13 protein-coding genes are annotated in these 14,312 nt (G+C 57.6%); 2 read left to right on the top strand and 11 right to left on the bottom strand.

The genetic code is table 11. The annotated features are described in order from the left end of the window. Positions 1 to 52: 52 nt before the first annotated feature. Both GSVR_RS10635 and GSVR_RS10630 read right to left on the bottom strand, forming a co-directional pair. Positions 53 to 1,060, bottom strand: coding sequence for a methyltransferase (locus GSVR_RS10635; protein ID WP_173199409.1), 1,008 nt, complete (start codon positions 1,058 to 1,060; stop codon positions 53 to 55). A 45-nt stretch (positions 1,061 to 1,105) separates the two neighbouring features. Beyond that, a complete protein-coding gene (locus GSVR_RS10630) occupies positions 1,106 to 1,708 on the bottom strand; it encodes a hypothetical protein (RefSeq protein ID WP_173199411.1) in 603 nt (200 codons plus the stop codon). A 133-nt stretch (positions 1,709 to 1,841) separates the two neighbouring features. On the opposite strand from GSVR_RS10630, the gene GSVR_RS10625 reads away from it, so the two are divergent. Next, the gene (locus GSVR_RS10625; RefSeq protein WP_173199413.1) at positions 1,842 to 2,693 is read left to right on the top strand and encodes a response regulator; all 852 of its coding nucleotides are present in this window, start codon (positions 1,842 to 1,844) and stop codon (positions 2,691 to 2,693) included. On the opposite strand, the gene GSVR_RS10620 is transcribed toward GSVR_RS10625, so the two are convergent. The 9 genes from GSVR_RS10620 to GSVR_RS10585 form a co-directional block, all read right to left on the bottom strand. Then, complete coding sequence (locus GSVR_RS10620) at positions 2,687 to 3,364, bottom strand: YkgJ family cysteine cluster protein (protein WP_173199415.1); 678 nt, start codon at positions 3,362 to 3,364, stop codon at positions 2,687 to 2,689. The two genes, GSVR_RS10625 and GSVR_RS10620, sit on opposite strands and share 7 nt — an antisense overlap. 43 nt (positions 3,365 to 3,407) lie before the next feature. Continuing rightward, positions 3,408 to 3,905, bottom strand: coding sequence for a chemotaxis protein CheX (locus GSVR_RS10615; RefSeq protein WP_173199417.1), 498 nt, complete (start codon positions 3,903 to 3,905; stop codon positions 3,408 to 3,410). A gap of 19 nt (positions 3,906 to 3,924) precedes the next feature. Further along, positions 3,925 to 4,374, bottom strand: a complete 450-nt coding sequence (locus GSVR_RS10610; protein WP_173199418.1) for a c-type cytochrome — start codon at positions 4,372 to 4,374, stop codon at positions 3,925 to 3,927. A gap of 17 nt (positions 4,375 to 4,391) precedes the next feature. Next, entirely contained in the window at positions 4,392 to 4,526 is a 135-nt protein-coding gene (locus tag GSVR_RS22200) for a CcoQ/FixQ family Cbb3-type cytochrome c oxidase assembly chaperone (RefSeq protein WP_173199420.1), read from the bottom strand. Then, on the bottom strand, positions 4,526 to 5,401 hold the full coding sequence (locus GSVR_RS10605; protein ID WP_173199422.1) for a cbb3-type cytochrome c oxidase subunit II: 876 nt from the start codon (positions 5,399 to 5,401) through the stop codon (positions 4,526 to 4,528). The genes GSVR_RS22200 and GSVR_RS10605 overlap by 1 nt, the downstream gene beginning before the upstream one ends. Before the next feature lie 20 nt (positions 5,402 to 5,421). Next, entirely contained in the window at positions 5,422 to 6,858 is a 1,437-nt protein-coding gene (locus GSVR_RS10600) for a cbb3-type cytochrome c oxidase subunit I (RefSeq protein ID WP_173199424.1), read from the bottom strand. Positions 6,859 to 7,274: 416 nt separating this feature from the next. Beyond that, positions 7,275 to 8,834, bottom strand: coding sequence for a glutamine-hydrolyzing GMP synthase (guaA, locus tag GSVR_RS10595; RefSeq protein ID WP_173199426.1), 1,560 nt, complete (start codon positions 8,832 to 8,834; stop codon positions 7,275 to 7,277). 136 nt (positions 8,835 to 8,970) lie between these two features. Further along, positions 8,971 to 10,440 (bottom strand): IMP dehydrogenase, encoded by a 1,470-nt coding sequence (guaB, locus tag GSVR_RS10590; RefSeq protein ID WP_173199428.1) that lies wholly within the window; start codon positions 10,438 to 10,440, stop codon positions 8,971 to 8,973. A gap of 164 nt (positions 10,441 to 10,604) precedes the next feature. After that, complete coding sequence (locus GSVR_RS10585; RefSeq protein ID WP_173199430.1) at positions 10,605 to 11,678, bottom strand: M42 family metallopeptidase; 1,074 nt, start codon at positions 11,676 to 11,678, stop codon at positions 10,605 to 10,607. Positions 11,679 to 12,000: 322 nt separating this feature from the next. Between GSVR_RS10585 and GSVR_RS10580 the strand changes: the two genes are divergently transcribed. Continuing rightward, entirely contained in the window at positions 12,001 to 14,304 is a 2,304-nt protein-coding gene (locus GSVR_RS10580) for a GspE/PulE family protein (RefSeq protein WP_173199431.1), read from the top strand. Positions 14,305 to 14,312: the final 8 nt, after the last annotated feature.

Genomic DNA, 14,312 nt, shown 5'->3' with positions numbered 1-14,312 from the left:
ACCTTGTTCCACGGGCCTCTGTTTTTTCATGGATATAACCGTATATCGATCGTCAGGCTGCCGGTACGCTGCCGGCGATGATCCCGGCACCGTTCGGCAAGTCGACCGGCAACCGGCGGAGGTCGACGGCACCGGCCGCGGCCAGCATGTCCAGCAGCTCTGCCTGGGAATAGGCCTGCCCGGCAGGTGTCCCCAGCAGCATGTTCAGTGAGAAAAGCGCAGGGAACAGGGGGCCATCCTTGGTATCTTCGAGGATGAATTCCTGCACCAGGATGATGCCCCCCGGTTCCAAGGCCGAAATCGCCTTCCTCAGTATCACGGCACAGCTGTCAGGGCTTTCCCCGTGCAGGATATGCGACAGCCAGGCCACGTCGTAGCGTCCTTCGATGCCGCTGTTGATGAAGTCACCGTCGTTGAAGGCGATCCGCTCGCCAAGCCCGAAACGGGCAATGGTCTCTTCGGCGAACCTGCGGGTTGAGGGGAGATCATAGACAACTGCCGTCAGGGCGGGATTCTGCAGGCAAAAATGGATGGCGTAGGTCCCGGGACCTCCCCCCAGATCCAGCAGGCGCCGCCGTCCGCCGAGATCGACTGCTTTCACCACCAGGGGAGCCAGCTGCATGGCCAGATTGAACATGCCCATCAGGAAACTCTCGCGGTAGCTCTCGTCTCCGCAACGCGATACGCTCTCCCGAACAGCCCCCCCTTTTCTCACGGCCTGATCGAGATGCAGCCAGCCATCCATCAGGTGGTGGTGATGCATGATGATATGGCCCAGGTACTTGGAGGAGGAACGGCTGAGGTACTCGGCGGCAGAAGGTGACGCACCATAGGAGCCTCCCCTCTTCTCCAGCAGGGCCATGGCAGACAGCGCATCGAGCAGCATCCCCAGTCCGCGCGCATCGACTTCGAGCTGGCCTGCCAGTTCGGCGGCACCAAGGGGACGATCCGTCAGTCTGGTAAAGAGATCCAGTTTCACACCGGTGTGGAGAGCGCAGATGCTCCAGTATCCCCCTGAAAGTTGCAACAGATCTGCAGGTGTCCAGGCCTTCTGGTCCATATCAACCTCCGTTAGATTCAAGGATCAATCTACTCATCAAGCTACTCATGGCTCGGGAGAATCTTCCGGCAGATGCCCCTGTCGGTCGACCTCCCGGAAGAAGATCGTTGCAAGCATGACATCGGCAACCGCGCTGGCCAGGACGCCGACTGGAATCAGCACCAGCGATGCCAGACAGACCCCGGTAAATACATTCAGACTGGAAAATGCGCGCTTAAAGCCCCCCAGATCGTTTTCCATCCGCCTCAGCAGATAGCCGAACAGCGCCTGGAGCATTCCAAGCGCCACCACAAGCGTCATCAAAACGGTTTGGAACTGTTCCTTGCTCTGGGGATCAAGCAACGCCATCGAAGAAAAGGCGGCATAGACACAATTCAAGAGTATCAGAAAAAACAACGGCCGGTCGGCTCCCCGAAACAAACAGTTTCTCACGAGAAAACTGCGCAGCAGGCCGGTCAGCACCACAAAAATCAGGGTGCTTGAAATCTGCATCAACAACTGGGCGATCAGGATGGATCGTCCCCCTCTCGCATCGAGTTGCAGGGAGATTACGAACAGCGGGAGCGTCAGAATGGCACTCACCATTGCCAGTCTGCCGCCCCACCTGAGTACCATGGGTTTCAACGCCTGATATTCCTGCTGTTCCATATGATCCGAAATCGTGTCGGCCGGTTCGATAAAATGACCGGGCAATTAGACAGGTGATAAAAATGGGGTAAATTAAAAAATGTACGGCAATATGCCGGTGCGGCAGATTCTAAGCGCCACGAGAGGTGGGCGTATGGACATCAGGAAACATCTGGGAGACCTGTTGGTCGAGGCCGGCATCATTACGCCGGTTACCCTTGGACGGGCTCTGGAGCGCCAGAAGAACATCGGCGGTAGACTGGGTGAGATCCTGGAAGAGATGGGGGTCATAAACCAGGAGGAGTTGATCCAGTCGCTTTCCCGCCAGTTCGGGTTCAAAAAGGTTGCCAGGATTGTCAGTCACCACTTCAGCAAGACCCTGCTTGATCTCGTTCCCGCCGAAATTGCGCTCATGAAACTTGCATTCCCGCTCAAGCTGGCGGAAAACGTCCTGTACCTGGCGGTAAACGACCCGTTCGACCTGGAGACTATGGACCTTCTGTCCAAGAGGAACAACCTGAAGATCGTCCCGGTACTGGCAACCCGTGACGACCTGATGGCTGCCATTTCCTTTTACTACCGAAAAACAGGCTCTGATGCGGATCCGCGCCGCAAGATCCTCGTGGTGGACGACGATGAGAAAGATGCCCAGATCATCGAACTGGCGCTCCTGACCGAAGGCTTCAACATCAAGTCCACCAGCGATCCGCTCAAGGCATTCAACCTGGCGGTGGAGTTCGAACCGGATCTGGTGATCTGCGATTCCATCATGCCCCGCCTGGATGGCTTCGGAGTCCTGAGAACACTCAAAGCCGATTTCCGGACCGAGCAGCTGCCGGTGATCATGCTGACCTCGCTGGCCACCGGCGAGGACGAGAAAAAGGCAGTGGAATCGGACTGCATCGATTTCATTCCCAAACCCCTGAAACCGATGCGGATCGTATCACGGGTAAAAAGGGCTTTCCGATTCATCACCTGCATGAAGGAGTACGGTGTCGCCTATTGATCCTTGTCCGCAGGCAGGTCGCCGCTCAGCCTGCTCAGCATGTTGGATTCGAGGAAAGCTGCGGCGGGAATGACGGTGTCCAGTTCATTGACCGGCCTGCCCAGCAATCGCTTGGTCAACTCGCGAAACAGCAGCAGTTCCTGGGCAAAGAGTTCCCTGAACGGATGACGCAATTCCTCCAGCGTACGCGGATCGATATCGGTAAAATTGAGCGTGCACCATTCATCGAACAGCTCTTCACCACTGACGTCGATCAAAGGGATGCCGTTGAGACGGCAGGTCATGGGGCGGTGGGCATAGACAAGACATTGCCCCTCTTCCGACAGCATCACACACGGAGTTTCGTCGTCATCCGGCATGATCAGGTCCCATTCCGGCTCCGGCAGGGTGTTCAACACCCAGGGCGGACTGAAAGCGGGCCACCCGGCCTGGATGGCATCCAGACGCGCCTTCGCCTTCAGCCTGATGCTGCTCTGCCGGTCAGGAGGCAGACGGTCGAAGCCGGCTTTCAGATACAGTGCATCCAGTATGGTAATGTCGAAAAGCCCGCGGCAGCAGGCGGAACATCCGCTCCGACAGGCGATCGACCCTCCCTGTGTTGCCAGGCAGGTGGCCAGCCAGTTGTCCACCTCCTGCAGCAACATCCCGTAACGTTCCAGAATTTCCTGCACGAATGATTCCTTGTCCCACCCGCGGCGCAGACCGCCGGCGATCCTACATGTACACCATGACTTTCAGCGTAACGCTGCCATTGGCAGTGGTAAAGGGAATGGTAACCCCCTTGCACTGCACGTTGATGCTGGCCCCCTCGTCGGGGTCAGGAGGTTCTGAAATGGTGCGCAGCTGACCGGAGATGACCAAGGGAAAACCCAAGGCCACGTTGCCGTAATGTTCGTGGTACTTGGTCTTGAAGGCCCCGGCCACGTTGTTGGCCAGTTCCCCTACCGCATCCCGGATGCACTCGTCGTCGGCCTCGTCCACCATCAGCAGTTCCTTGGCAACGAGTTGTGCGCTTTTCTTGTCCGTGGCTACGATAATGTACCCGACGCGGCCACCCGCCACTCCGACGATCCCGGTCACGTCGGAATCAACCGGATCAACGCGCCGCTCGACCTTTCCGGCCAACAGATCGATGTTCATGTAGCTTTTGAAGGTGTCCTGGGTTGCAGACATGATGGTAAACATGATTTCTTCGAACGATATGATATCCATGCTCAAAAATCCCCTCTTTTTATTTCAGAGACAACAGATATTCAGCCAGGGCTTCAATCTGCTCCTTATCGAGTTGGCTGCCGAAACCGGGCATGCCACCGGGGCGCCCTTCGCCGATCGAACGGGAGATCTCTGTTTTTGATTTTCCATATTTGTAGGCAGCCGCGGTCAGATCGGGCCCCACGCTCCCCTTGGCAGTTTCTCCGTGGCACGCGGCGCAGTTGGCTGCGTACAGCTGTTTTCCCTGAGCAGCTTTGTTGTCCGGGCTGGCGGCTGCCCCTTTTTTGCGCGCTTCACGGGCAGTACGATCGGCTTCGGCCTCGGCCTGGGAACTCCACCCGCTGAAAAGGTAATACCCGATGAAGGCAGCTCCCCACAGTACCAGGACAACGAAAAGCACCCGGAATACCGCGGGCGAACGCTGTTCCTCCCTATACCTGATGCCATCATAATCGTGCTGTTCGGACATGGCTGCGACTCCTCCGTTTATTCCTCTTCGAGCATGCGGTACTTCGGGGCTTCCAGACGTTTTTTGCTTTCCTTCCGCAGCGACATCACAACAATCACCAGCAAGACAGCCAGCAAAAAAGCAGTGATGGAAAGCAGCCCGACCCCGGCCATCAGTCGCGTCCCTGCCGGATCAGGGTAACCAGTTTCCAGACCTGCTGCTCGCCCAGCGTTCCTTGAAAGCCCGGCATGCCCTTGTCGGTTCTGCCGTTGGCAATGACTGCAAACAACTCGGGATCGCCCAGGCGAATTCCCTTCAATTTCGGTCCTACTACCCCCTCCATCTTCTCACCGTGGCAGGCCGAACACTCCCTGGCATAGAGACTTTTCGCCTCAGCCTCGATCGGTTTCAGCTCGCGGTACGGGTTTTCGCCGGTCGCCGCGGCAGCAGCCGTCTTGGTCTTGACCGGCACGTCCGTACCGAGTTTACGCATGTAAGCGACAATGGCATCCATCTCGGTCTTGCCTTTGAGTTCGTCCAGATCCGCCTGGGTGTAGGGAAATCCCAGCAGCTTCATCTTCCGTTCGGAATAGGTGGTGTCGAGCGGCACGTTCAAATGGGCATACGCAGGCATATTGGAGGCCGGCACCACTGACTGGGGGTTCTCCATATGTTTGCGGTGCCAGGCCCCCTTGGCATCGGGGTACTTGAGCCCGATGCGCGCCAGGTCCGGCCCGGTGCGGCGCGATCCCCACAGGAAGGGCCGGTCGTAAGCGAATTCCCCTGACCGGGAATAACCGGCGCCGTTTCCGTACCGCTCCACATCGGAGGCCAGCGTGCGGACAGTCTGGGAATGGCAATTGTTGCACCCTTCCCTCATGTAGATATCGCGCCCCTCCTGCTGTAGCGGAGTGTAGGCCTTGACCTCGGCGATGCTGTCACCGGGGCCGTTGATCCACTTGAAGGGGGCGATCATGGTGACGATCGTGCCGACCATGATCACGGCAAAAGCCAGTATGATGAAGACAACAGGGTTCTTTTCCAGCATGGTGGTGTCCCCCGCTCGTTTCAGGATGAAGAAACGGTGCTGATGCCCGATTCAGTGGTTGAAGCCGGTAAGGCGGCCCGTGCGCCCTTCCTGGCAGTCATGCAGATGTTGTAAACGAATACTGCCAGACCCGCCAGGTAGATCAAGCCGCTCAGAGAGCGCATCTTGTAGTAGGGATAGGTTGCAATCAACGTCTCCATGAAACTGTAGTGCAGCGTGCCATCGGGGTTGGTTGCCAGCAACATGCTTCCCTGCTGCACGCCGGCGATCCACATGGTTATGGAGAATCCCAGCTGTCCGGCCAAGACGAGCCAGAAATGCACGCTGACCAGTTTCTCGCTGTAGATCTCCGTTTCGTTCACCCTGGTGACCACGTAATAGATGGCTGCGAACAACACCATGGAAACCCAGCCCAGCGCCCCCATATGGACATGGCCCGGCACCCAGTCCGTGTAGTGGATGAAGGCGGAGAAGCTTCGAACCGACTGCATGGGGCCCTGGAGGGTCTGCAAACCGTAGAAGGTGATGCCGGCAATCAGGAACTTGACCAGGTAGTTGTCCTTCAATTGCTGCCATTGCCCGTTCATGGTCAGGTAGCCATTGAAAACCGCTCCCCAGGAAGGGGCGATCAGCATGATCGAAAAAGCCATTGCCAGGGTCTGGATCCAGTCGGGTACCGGGGTCCAGAGCAGATGGTGGGCACCGGTCCAGAGATACATGAAGATCAGGCTCCAGAAGGCGATAATGCCCATGCGGTGGCTGTAAATGGGATTGCCGGTGACCTTGGGCAGAAAGTAGTAGAAGATCGCCAGTGGGGGAGTGGTCAGCACCATGGCCACGGCATTATGGCCGTACCACCACTGCACGTTGGCATCATTGGTGCCGGCAAAGGCCGAGTAGGATTTGAACAGATTGAGCGGCATCCCCAGGTTGTTGATCACGTACAGCACCGTAACACCGACCAGCGTGGCCATGATGTACCAGAGCGAGATGTACATCTGCTCTTCCTTGCGCTTGTAGATGGTCATGAACACATTGACCGAAAAGAGCACCCAGATGATGGCCACCACGATCGCCAGAGGCCATTCCAACTCGGCGTATTCCTTGGTCCGGTTCATGCCCATGGCCAGGGTCACCGCGGCGGAGGCGATGCCGATATTGAACAGCCAGAGCGTGAATCTGGCCAGTTTGGGGCTCCATAACGGAGTGCGGGTCAGGCGCTGGGTGATGTAGAAGAACAGGGCGATGAAGCTGCCGATGCCCCAGCCGAAGATGCCGGCATTGGTGTGGATCGGGCGCAGACGTCCATAGGTCAGATAGGGGGGGACGTTGAGCTGCGGCCAAATCAATTGCAGCGAAATCAGGACACCGACCAGGACAGCCACAACTCCCCAGACGATACTCCAGGTAATGAAGCCCGTCACCGGGTTGTCGACGTACCGCGGCTTAACTTCCATTGTCCACTCCTTCGGATAGGTGCGGAGCGTTCAAACCGCTCCGGGATACGTTCAGGAGACTGCCGTCAAGGCGGCATATAGCTTTTATCGGATGGACCGGCTGATGATTGAAACTGATGGAAAGATGATCGGTGAGGTGACAAACGGTTCCGGCGTGAAAGCCGGATCGAAACGTGGGGGCTAAGCTCGCGGCAGGCGGTACGGCTATGGCACATTCGATGACAAAGCGCTTCATCTGCTTCCCCCCTTCAATTTGGCACATGCGCCCGCCGGCGCTGCAATCAGACCACCGGACGTCTTTCACGGCATGGAGCGCGCGGAAAAGTCGCGGCAGACAGCAGGTGTTGCCTCGGCCATTCCCGGTACGCTCAGCAGTAATGAATCGGATTCGGGACTCCGAAACCTTCAACGATCCGCTATTCCCACTCGATCGTGGCAGGGGGTTTACTGGAGATATCGTAGACAACCCGGTTGACCCCTTTGACCTCGTTGATGATCCTGCCGCTGATCCGCGCCATATCCTCGTAAGGCAGCGGATACCAGCCGGCGGTCATGAAATCCTTGGTTTCCACAGCCCGCAGTGCGATCACGTATTCATAGGTGCGGCCATCCCCCATGACCCCGACGCTCTTGACCGGCAGGAATACGGCAAAGGCCTGGCTGATCTTGTGGTAATGTCCGGCCGCATACAGCTCTTCGATATAAATGGCATCGGCGCGGCGCAGGATATCGGCGTATTCTTTCCTGACCTCTCCCAGGATGCGTACACCCAGCCCCGGTCCCGGGAAGGGATGGCGCCATACCATCTGGTGCGGCAGCCCCAACTCTTCACCGATGGCACGCACCTCGTCCTTGAACAGTTCGCGCAGCGGCTCCAGCAGTTTGAGTTTCATGTGTTCGGGAAGACCGCCGACGTTGTGATGGCTCTTGATGTTGTGGGCCTTGCCGGTCTTTGCTCCGGCCGACTCGATCACGTCGGGATAGATGGTCCCCTGTGCCAGCCAGCTGGCGTCCGCGATCCGGCTCGCCTCTTCGTCAAAGATCTCCACGAACAGGCCGCCGATGATCTTACGCTTTTTCTCGGGATCGCTCTCTCCGGCCAGAGCGGCCAGGAAACGCTCCTCGGCATCCACCCGGATCACCTTGACACCCAGATTTTCGGCAAAGGTGGCCATAACCTGATCACCCTCGGCCAGCCGCAGAAGTCCATTGTCGACAAAGACGCAGGTCAATTGATCCCCGATGGCGCGGTGAATCAGGGCGGCTGCCACTGAAGAATCCACGCCGCCGGAAAGTCCGAGAATGACCCGCTGGTGGCCGACTTGCTGCCGGATACGGGTAACGGCATCTTCGATGATCTGTCCCGGGGTCCAGAGTCCGCCGCAGCCGCAGATCTTACGGACAAAGGTGTCGATCAACAGCTCGCCGCGGGGAGTGTGGTTGACCTCCGGGTGGAACTGAACGCCATACAAGCGCCGGGATGCATCCTGGATGGCACAAACCGGCGCGTTGGCGGTGGCCGCAACAACCTCGAAACCGGCAGGCACGCGGGCAACGTGATCACCGTGGCTCATCCAGACCGGACTCTTGCCCTCGGCAAAGAAGCCGTCAAACAATGGCCCTGGCTGTCCGGCGGCAAGCAGGTCGGCGTGGCCGAACTCGCGCTTGCCGGCCGGCACGACCTCGCCGCCAAAGTGCCGGCTCATCAGCTGCATGCCGTAGCAGATTCCCAGCACCGGCACTCCCAGCTCGAACAGCTCTTCCGCCACGCTCGGCGCTCCCGGCTCGTAGACCGATTTGGGGCCGCCGGACAGGATGATGCCGGACGGTGAAAAGGCGCGGATGGCGTCCAGGTCCATGTCAAAGGGGTGTAGTTCGCAGTAGACATGCGCTTCGCGAACACGCCGGGCAATCAATTGGGTATACTGGGAACCGAAATCGAGGATCAGGATCTTTTCACGGTGTATGTCGGTCATTGTTAACTTTCATGATGGAACGGCGGATTTACGCGGATTTCCATCAACTCGGTATATTTATCCGCGGGTATCCGCCAAGATCCGGCTTTTTCTGCGTTCCATTGCTCTCGATTTTCAGTGGTTTAAATCTATCTTTCTAATTCCCTACGCGATAGTTCGGCGCTTCCTTGGTGATCGTCACATCATGCACATGGGACTCTTTCAGGCCGGCGCCGGTAATGCGAATGAAGCGCCCCTTTTCCTGCAACTCCTGAATCGTGGCGCAGCCGGTGTAGCCCATGCCGGAACGCAGCCCCCCCAGCAACTGGTGGATGTTGGCCGACAGCGGTCCGCGCAGCGGAACCATCCCCTCGATCCCTTCCGGCACCAGCTTGACATCATCGCCGACCTCGGACTGGAAATAGCGGTCCTTGCTGCCGTCCTTCATGGCCCCGATGGAGCCCATGCCGCGATAGGTCTTGTAGGTACGCCCCTGGTAGAGCACGGTGTCCCCGGGAGATTCCTCGGTTCCGGCAAACAGTGAGCCGATCATGATACTGTCGGCTCCGGCCGTGATGGCCTTGGGCAGATCTCCCGAGTACTTGACGCCGCCGTCGGCGATCACCGGTATGCCATGCTTGTGGGCCATACGGGAACATTCGTGAATGGCGGTTATCTGCGGCACCCCGACCCCGGCAACAACACGGGTAGTGCAGATCGATCCGGGACCGATGCCGACCTTGATGCCGTCGACCTTGGCCTTGATCAGGGCCTCGGCCGCCTCGGCCGTGGCGATGTTGCCGGCGATGATCTCACAGTTCGGGAAAGTGCTCTTGGCACGCGCCACGGCATCGATCACTCCTTGGGAATGGCCGTGTGCAGTATCGATAACGATCACGTCGACCCCGGCCTTGATCAGGGCATCCATGCGAGCTTCCATCTCGGCCGTGGGCCCCACGGCAGCGCCGACCCGCAGGCGCCCGAGACTGTCTTTGCAGGAGTTGGGATACTTTTTGACCTTTTCGATGTCCTTGATGGTGATCAACCCTTTCAGGTTGCGTTCATCGTCCACCACCAAAAGTTTTTCGACCCGGGTGTGCTTGAGGTGTTCACGGGCCTGTTCCAAGGTGGTGCCGACCGCAACGGTCACCAGGTTGCGTTTGGTCATGCGGGCCGAGATGGGCAGTTCGTAGTCGGTCTCGAAACGCAAGTCGCGGTTGGTCAGAATGCCGACCAGCTTGCCGTTGGGCTTGGTGACCGGTACGCCGGAGATACGGTAGCGCTGCATGATGTCCAGCGCTTCGCTGATCTTCTGGTTGGGCCTCATGGTGATCGGGTCGACGATCATCCCGGACTCGCTCTTTTTGACCTTGTCCACCTCGAAAGCCTGTTCCTGGATCGACAGGTTCTTGTGAATGATGCCGATACCCCCCTCACGTGCCATGCAGATGGCGGTGCGTGCCTCGGTGACGGTGTCCATGGCGGCACTTAACAGCGGGATATTCAGCAGGATGTTGCGGGTGAGGCGGGTAGCCAGGTTGGCGTCGCGCGGAAGAATCATCGAGTGGGCCGGTACAAGGAGAACATCGTCAAAGGTCAGACCTTCCTGCAGCTTCTCGTAGGGCATTTTACAAACTCCTTGCAACTGGATAATTTTTCAGAAGTTAGTACAGCGACGCCGACCAGTCAAGTTAAAATGGACTTACAAAAGGAATTTTGCCAGCACCTTTCCGGCCGCGGCAGGCCACCGGCTTTTCACTGCTGCCTGGTCCGGCATGCTCCTTTTCCGGACTACTGCGGAATGAATTCTTCGCGCGACAAGATCTGCTCCAGAGCTGCCGCGATCAAACGGGCGGCATTTTCCAGGTCGGCCAGTGAAATGGTTTCCACCGGAGTATGCATATAGCGAAGAGGAATCTTGACCAGCGCCGTAGCGACCCCTCCCCTGGTGATCTGCATCACGTTGGCATCGGTTCCGGTGGCACGCGGAATGGCGGTATGCTGCACAGCTATTTTCTCGCGTTCGGCAGTGGTATTCAGCAGGTCGAACAACCGGGGATTGATGTTTGCGCCCCGGGGAAGAATCGGTCCCTTGCCGAGCGCCACCTCTCCGTTGTGCTTCTTTTCGACATCCGGCTGATCCGTGGCAAAATCCACCTCCACGCAAATGCCCACATCGGGGTTGACGCTGTAACTGCTGGTGGTGCCGCCGCGCAGACCAATCTCCTCCTGCACGGAGGAAACGCCGTACAGATCGACGTTCAGCTTTTTCCCGCTCCCCTTCACCAGGCGCAGCACCTCGGCCACGATGAAACACCCCGCTTTGTCGTCAAAACCGCGCGAAGCCACCCGGTCGCCGTGCAAACGGGTAAAGGAACTTTCGAACGTGACAGCATCTCCGACCCTGACCAGTTTTTGGGCTTCCTTTTTATCCGTGGCACCGATGTCGATGTACTGGGATTCCAACTTGACCACCGTTTCCCGGTCCTTGGCATCCATCAGGTGAATCGGTTTTTTGCCGATCACCCCTGCCAGGGGGCCGGTAGCTGTGTGAATGGCAACCCGTTTGCCGGGGGTAAGATGGGCATCCACCCCTCCCACGGCGGCAAAAAACAGAAAACCCTTGTCATCGATGTACTTGACCTGCAGCCCGATCTCGTCGGTATGCCCCACCACCATTACCCGCGGCAGGTTTTTGCCCTTGCCCGCAACACGCGCAAAGACATTGCCCATGACATCGGTGGTGACTTCATCGCAGAAAGGAGTGACATACTCACGGAAGACCCGCTGAGCCGGCTGTTCGTAACCGGAAGGGCTGGGAGCATCAAGCAGTTTTTCCAGAAATTTCAATGACTCTTTCCGCATTTTTTATACCTTTCATTTCAGTTTGTTTTTTCGCCCTGTATGCTATCCGTCCGAAGAGGTTTTCCGGAATCATCTCTCTGTGCAGCGCTTCAGCGAAGCGGTGGTATTCGCCGTAGGGCTAGGGCTTCAGATTACCATCTGCTCCGGGCAGATGTAAACACCGTCGCAGCCCGAGGGCTGAAAAAATCATCGATTCCGGGCACTAATTGCGTCCGTTTCACGCGGAATCCCGGCCCGGCACACTCATTTGCACTTGTTAATTGGTCCAAATCTGCTAATCTGTCGAAACTTTTCTGATTACTTCGGGTAACGGGGACGTGCCATGGCTCAGGAAACGGATATTCTCAGACAGCAGCTCGAATATCGTAAACGGCTGATGGACAAGATCAACGAAATCCATTCCGCTGACAACCTCAATACCATTCTGATCACCATCAAGGACAGCATCGCCCCTCTTTTCCGTGCCGAGCGGATCACGATCTATCTTTCCGACAACCAGCGCAACCTGCTGATCTCGAAGGTCAAGACCGGACCGGAGGTGCGGCAGATCGTGGTGCCGATCAGCGACACCAGCCTTTCCGGCTACTGCGCCACCACCGGCACGGTGGTAAACGTCAAAAACGCCTACGATCTTCACGAACTCAGGATGATCGGCAGCAATCTGAAATTCGACGACAGCTGGGACAAAAAAAGCGGGTTCACCACCAGACAGGTGCTGTGTGTACCGATGAAGTTCCAGCAGATGCTGATCGGGGTTATCCAGATCATCAACAAGAATGACGGCTCCTTCTTCAACGACACCGATATCAGCTATGCAACGGAACTGGCCACCTCGCTTTCCATTGCCGTCCACAACATCTACCGCCTCTCGGTGACCACCAAAGTTGCCCGCCAGAAAGCCCGCTACAATTACCTGCTGGACAAAAACCTGGTGGATGACAGGACCTTGGAGAAAGCGGCGGCCAACCCAGAAACCGCCAAGACCGGGACGGATTCCGTGCTGATGCGCGAATTCGGCGTTTCCCGGGAGGATATGGCCAAAAACCTCTCCTTTTATTTCGGCACCGAATTCGTCGTTTACGACCCTGCATCGCCTCCGCTGGAGGACAATCTGCTCAAACGGGTCAAACCTGAGCGGCTGGTCAAAGAGCTGTGGATGCCCTACCGGATCGAAAACGGCATCCTGCACGTCATCATGGAAGACCCTACCGACCTCGGCCGCCAGGATACGATCAAGTTCGTATACCCTGAATATAAGCGGATCAGTTATATCGGCGCATTCCGGGACGATATACAGAGCTATATCAACCTGTTTTACCGATACCAGGGGGCAGCGGGGACTGGCAGCAGCATCAACGATCTGCTCAACAAACTGGATGCCGGCGATGAACCGGAAATGGAATCGGAATCACAGAAGGTATCGGAACAGGACAGCGTCATCGTTCAACTGGTCAACAAGATCATTATGGACGCGGTCCACAACCGTGTCTCGGATATCCACATCGAACCGTTTCCCGGCAGGGAGGACGTGCGTGTGAGGATGCGCATCGATGGACGCTGCAAGGTCTATCAGTACATCCCTTACAAGTACAAGTATGCCCTGCCCTCGCGCATCAAGATCATGTGCGGGCTGGACATATCCGAACGCCGCAAACCCCAGGACGGCAAAATCGATTTCAAGAAGTTCGGACCGCTCGATGTTGAACTGCGGGTAGCCACGGTACCCACCGCCGGTCAGCTGGAGGATGTGGTCATGCGGGTGCTGGCATCGGGCGAGGCGCTCCCGTTCGACAAACTGGGGCTGACCGGGCGCAATGCCCGCGTTCTTGAAGCTTGCATCAATCAGCCCTACGGCCTGATTCTGGTGGTCGGTCCAACCGGTTCCGGCAAAACCACCACGCTTCATTCGGCCATATCGGTCATCAATACCCCGGAGACAAAGATCTGGACTGCTGAGGATCCGGTGGAGATCACCCAGCGCGGATTGCGTCAGGTACAGGTACATCCCCGGATCGGCTTCACCTTTGCCGCGGCCCTGCGCTCCTTTCTGCGGGCAGATCCCGATGTAATCATGGTAGGCGAGATGCGTGACCGGGAGACGGCCGAGATCGGCGTAGAAGCCTCACTCACCGGTCATCTGGTCTTTTCAACGCTGCACACCAACTCGGCTCCCGAAACCGTCACCCGGCTGCTGGACATGGACCTGGACCCTTTCAGCTTTTCAGACGCGATCCTCTGTATCCTGGCCCAGCGGCTGGCCCGCCGGCTCTGCACTGCCTGCAAACGTGAGTACATACCGGAGAAGGCCGAGCTGGAAGAGCTGATCACGGAATATGGCGTCGAAGAATTCAGGAACACCGGTATCGATCCGGGCGGGATCAGGCTGCATCGGGCGGTCGGATGTTCCAAATGCGGGGAATCGGGCTACAAGGGGCGCCTTGGCCTGCACGAACTGCTGGAAGGGACCGAGGCGATGAAGACGCTCGTCAAACGCAAGGCGGAAATTGAATTGATCAGACGTCAGGCTGTTGCGGACGGAATGACGACCCTGAAACAGGATGGCATTCTCAAAAGCCTGCAGGGCCTGACCGACTTGAAGGAAGTGCGGAGGGTCTGCATCAAATAACTGCCGGA

Source organism: Geobacter sp. SVR (assembly GCF_016865365.1).
Lineage (GTDB): Bacteria > Desulfobacterota > Desulfuromonadia > Geobacterales > Pseudopelobacteraceae > Pelotalea.
This window is presented reverse-complemented; position numbering and strand designations above follow the sequence as displayed.

What these genes read in the sequence shown, in the direction of transcription:
- GSVR_RS10635 (WP_173199409.1), bottom strand. Translation starts at nt 1,060, where the DNA reads ATGGACCAGAAGGCCTGGACACCTGCAGATCTGTTGCAACTTTCAGGG.
- GSVR_RS10630 (WP_173199411.1), bottom strand. Translation starts at nt 1,708, where the DNA reads ATGGAACAGCAGGAATATCAGGCGTTGAAACCCATGGTACTCAGGTGG.
- GSVR_RS10625 (WP_173199413.1), top strand. Translation starts at nt 1,842, where the DNA reads ATGGACATCAGGAAACATCTGGGAGACCTGTTGGTCGAGGCCGGCATC.
- GSVR_RS10615 (WP_173199417.1), bottom strand. Translation starts at nt 3,905, where the DNA reads ATGGATATCATATCGTTCGAAGAAATCATGTTTACCATCATGTCTGCA.
- GSVR_RS10610 (WP_173199418.1), bottom strand. Translation starts at nt 4,374, where the DNA reads ATGTCCGAACAGCACGATTATGATGGCATCAGGTATAGGGAGGAACAG.
- GSVR_RS22200 (WP_173199420.1), bottom strand. Translation starts at nt 4,526, where the DNA reads ATGGCCGGGGTCGGGCTGCTTTCCATCACTGCTTTTTTGCTGGCTGTC.
- GSVR_RS10605 (WP_173199422.1), bottom strand. Translation starts at nt 5,401, where the DNA reads ATGCTGGAAAAGAACCCTGTTGTCTTCATCATACTGGCTTTTGCCGTG.
- GSVR_RS10600 (WP_173199424.1), bottom strand. Translation starts at nt 6,858, where the DNA reads ATGGAAGTTAAGCCGCGGTACGTCGACAACCCGGTGACGGGCTTCATT.
- guaA (WP_173199426.1), bottom strand. Translation starts at nt 8,834, where the DNA reads ATGACCGACATACACCGTGAAAAGATCCTGATCCTCGATTTCGGTTCC.
- guaB (WP_173199428.1), bottom strand. Translation starts at nt 10,440, where the DNA reads ATGCCCTACGAGAAGCTGCAGGAAGGTCTGACCTTTGACGATGTTCTC.
- GSVR_RS10585 (WP_173199430.1), bottom strand. Translation starts at nt 11,678, where the DNA reads ATGCGGAAAGAGTCATTGAAATTTCTGGAAAAACTGCTTGATGCTCCC.
- GSVR_RS10580 (WP_173199431.1), top strand. Translation starts at nt 12,001, where the DNA reads ATGGCTCAGGAAACGGATATTCTCAGACAGCAGCTCGAATATCGTAAA.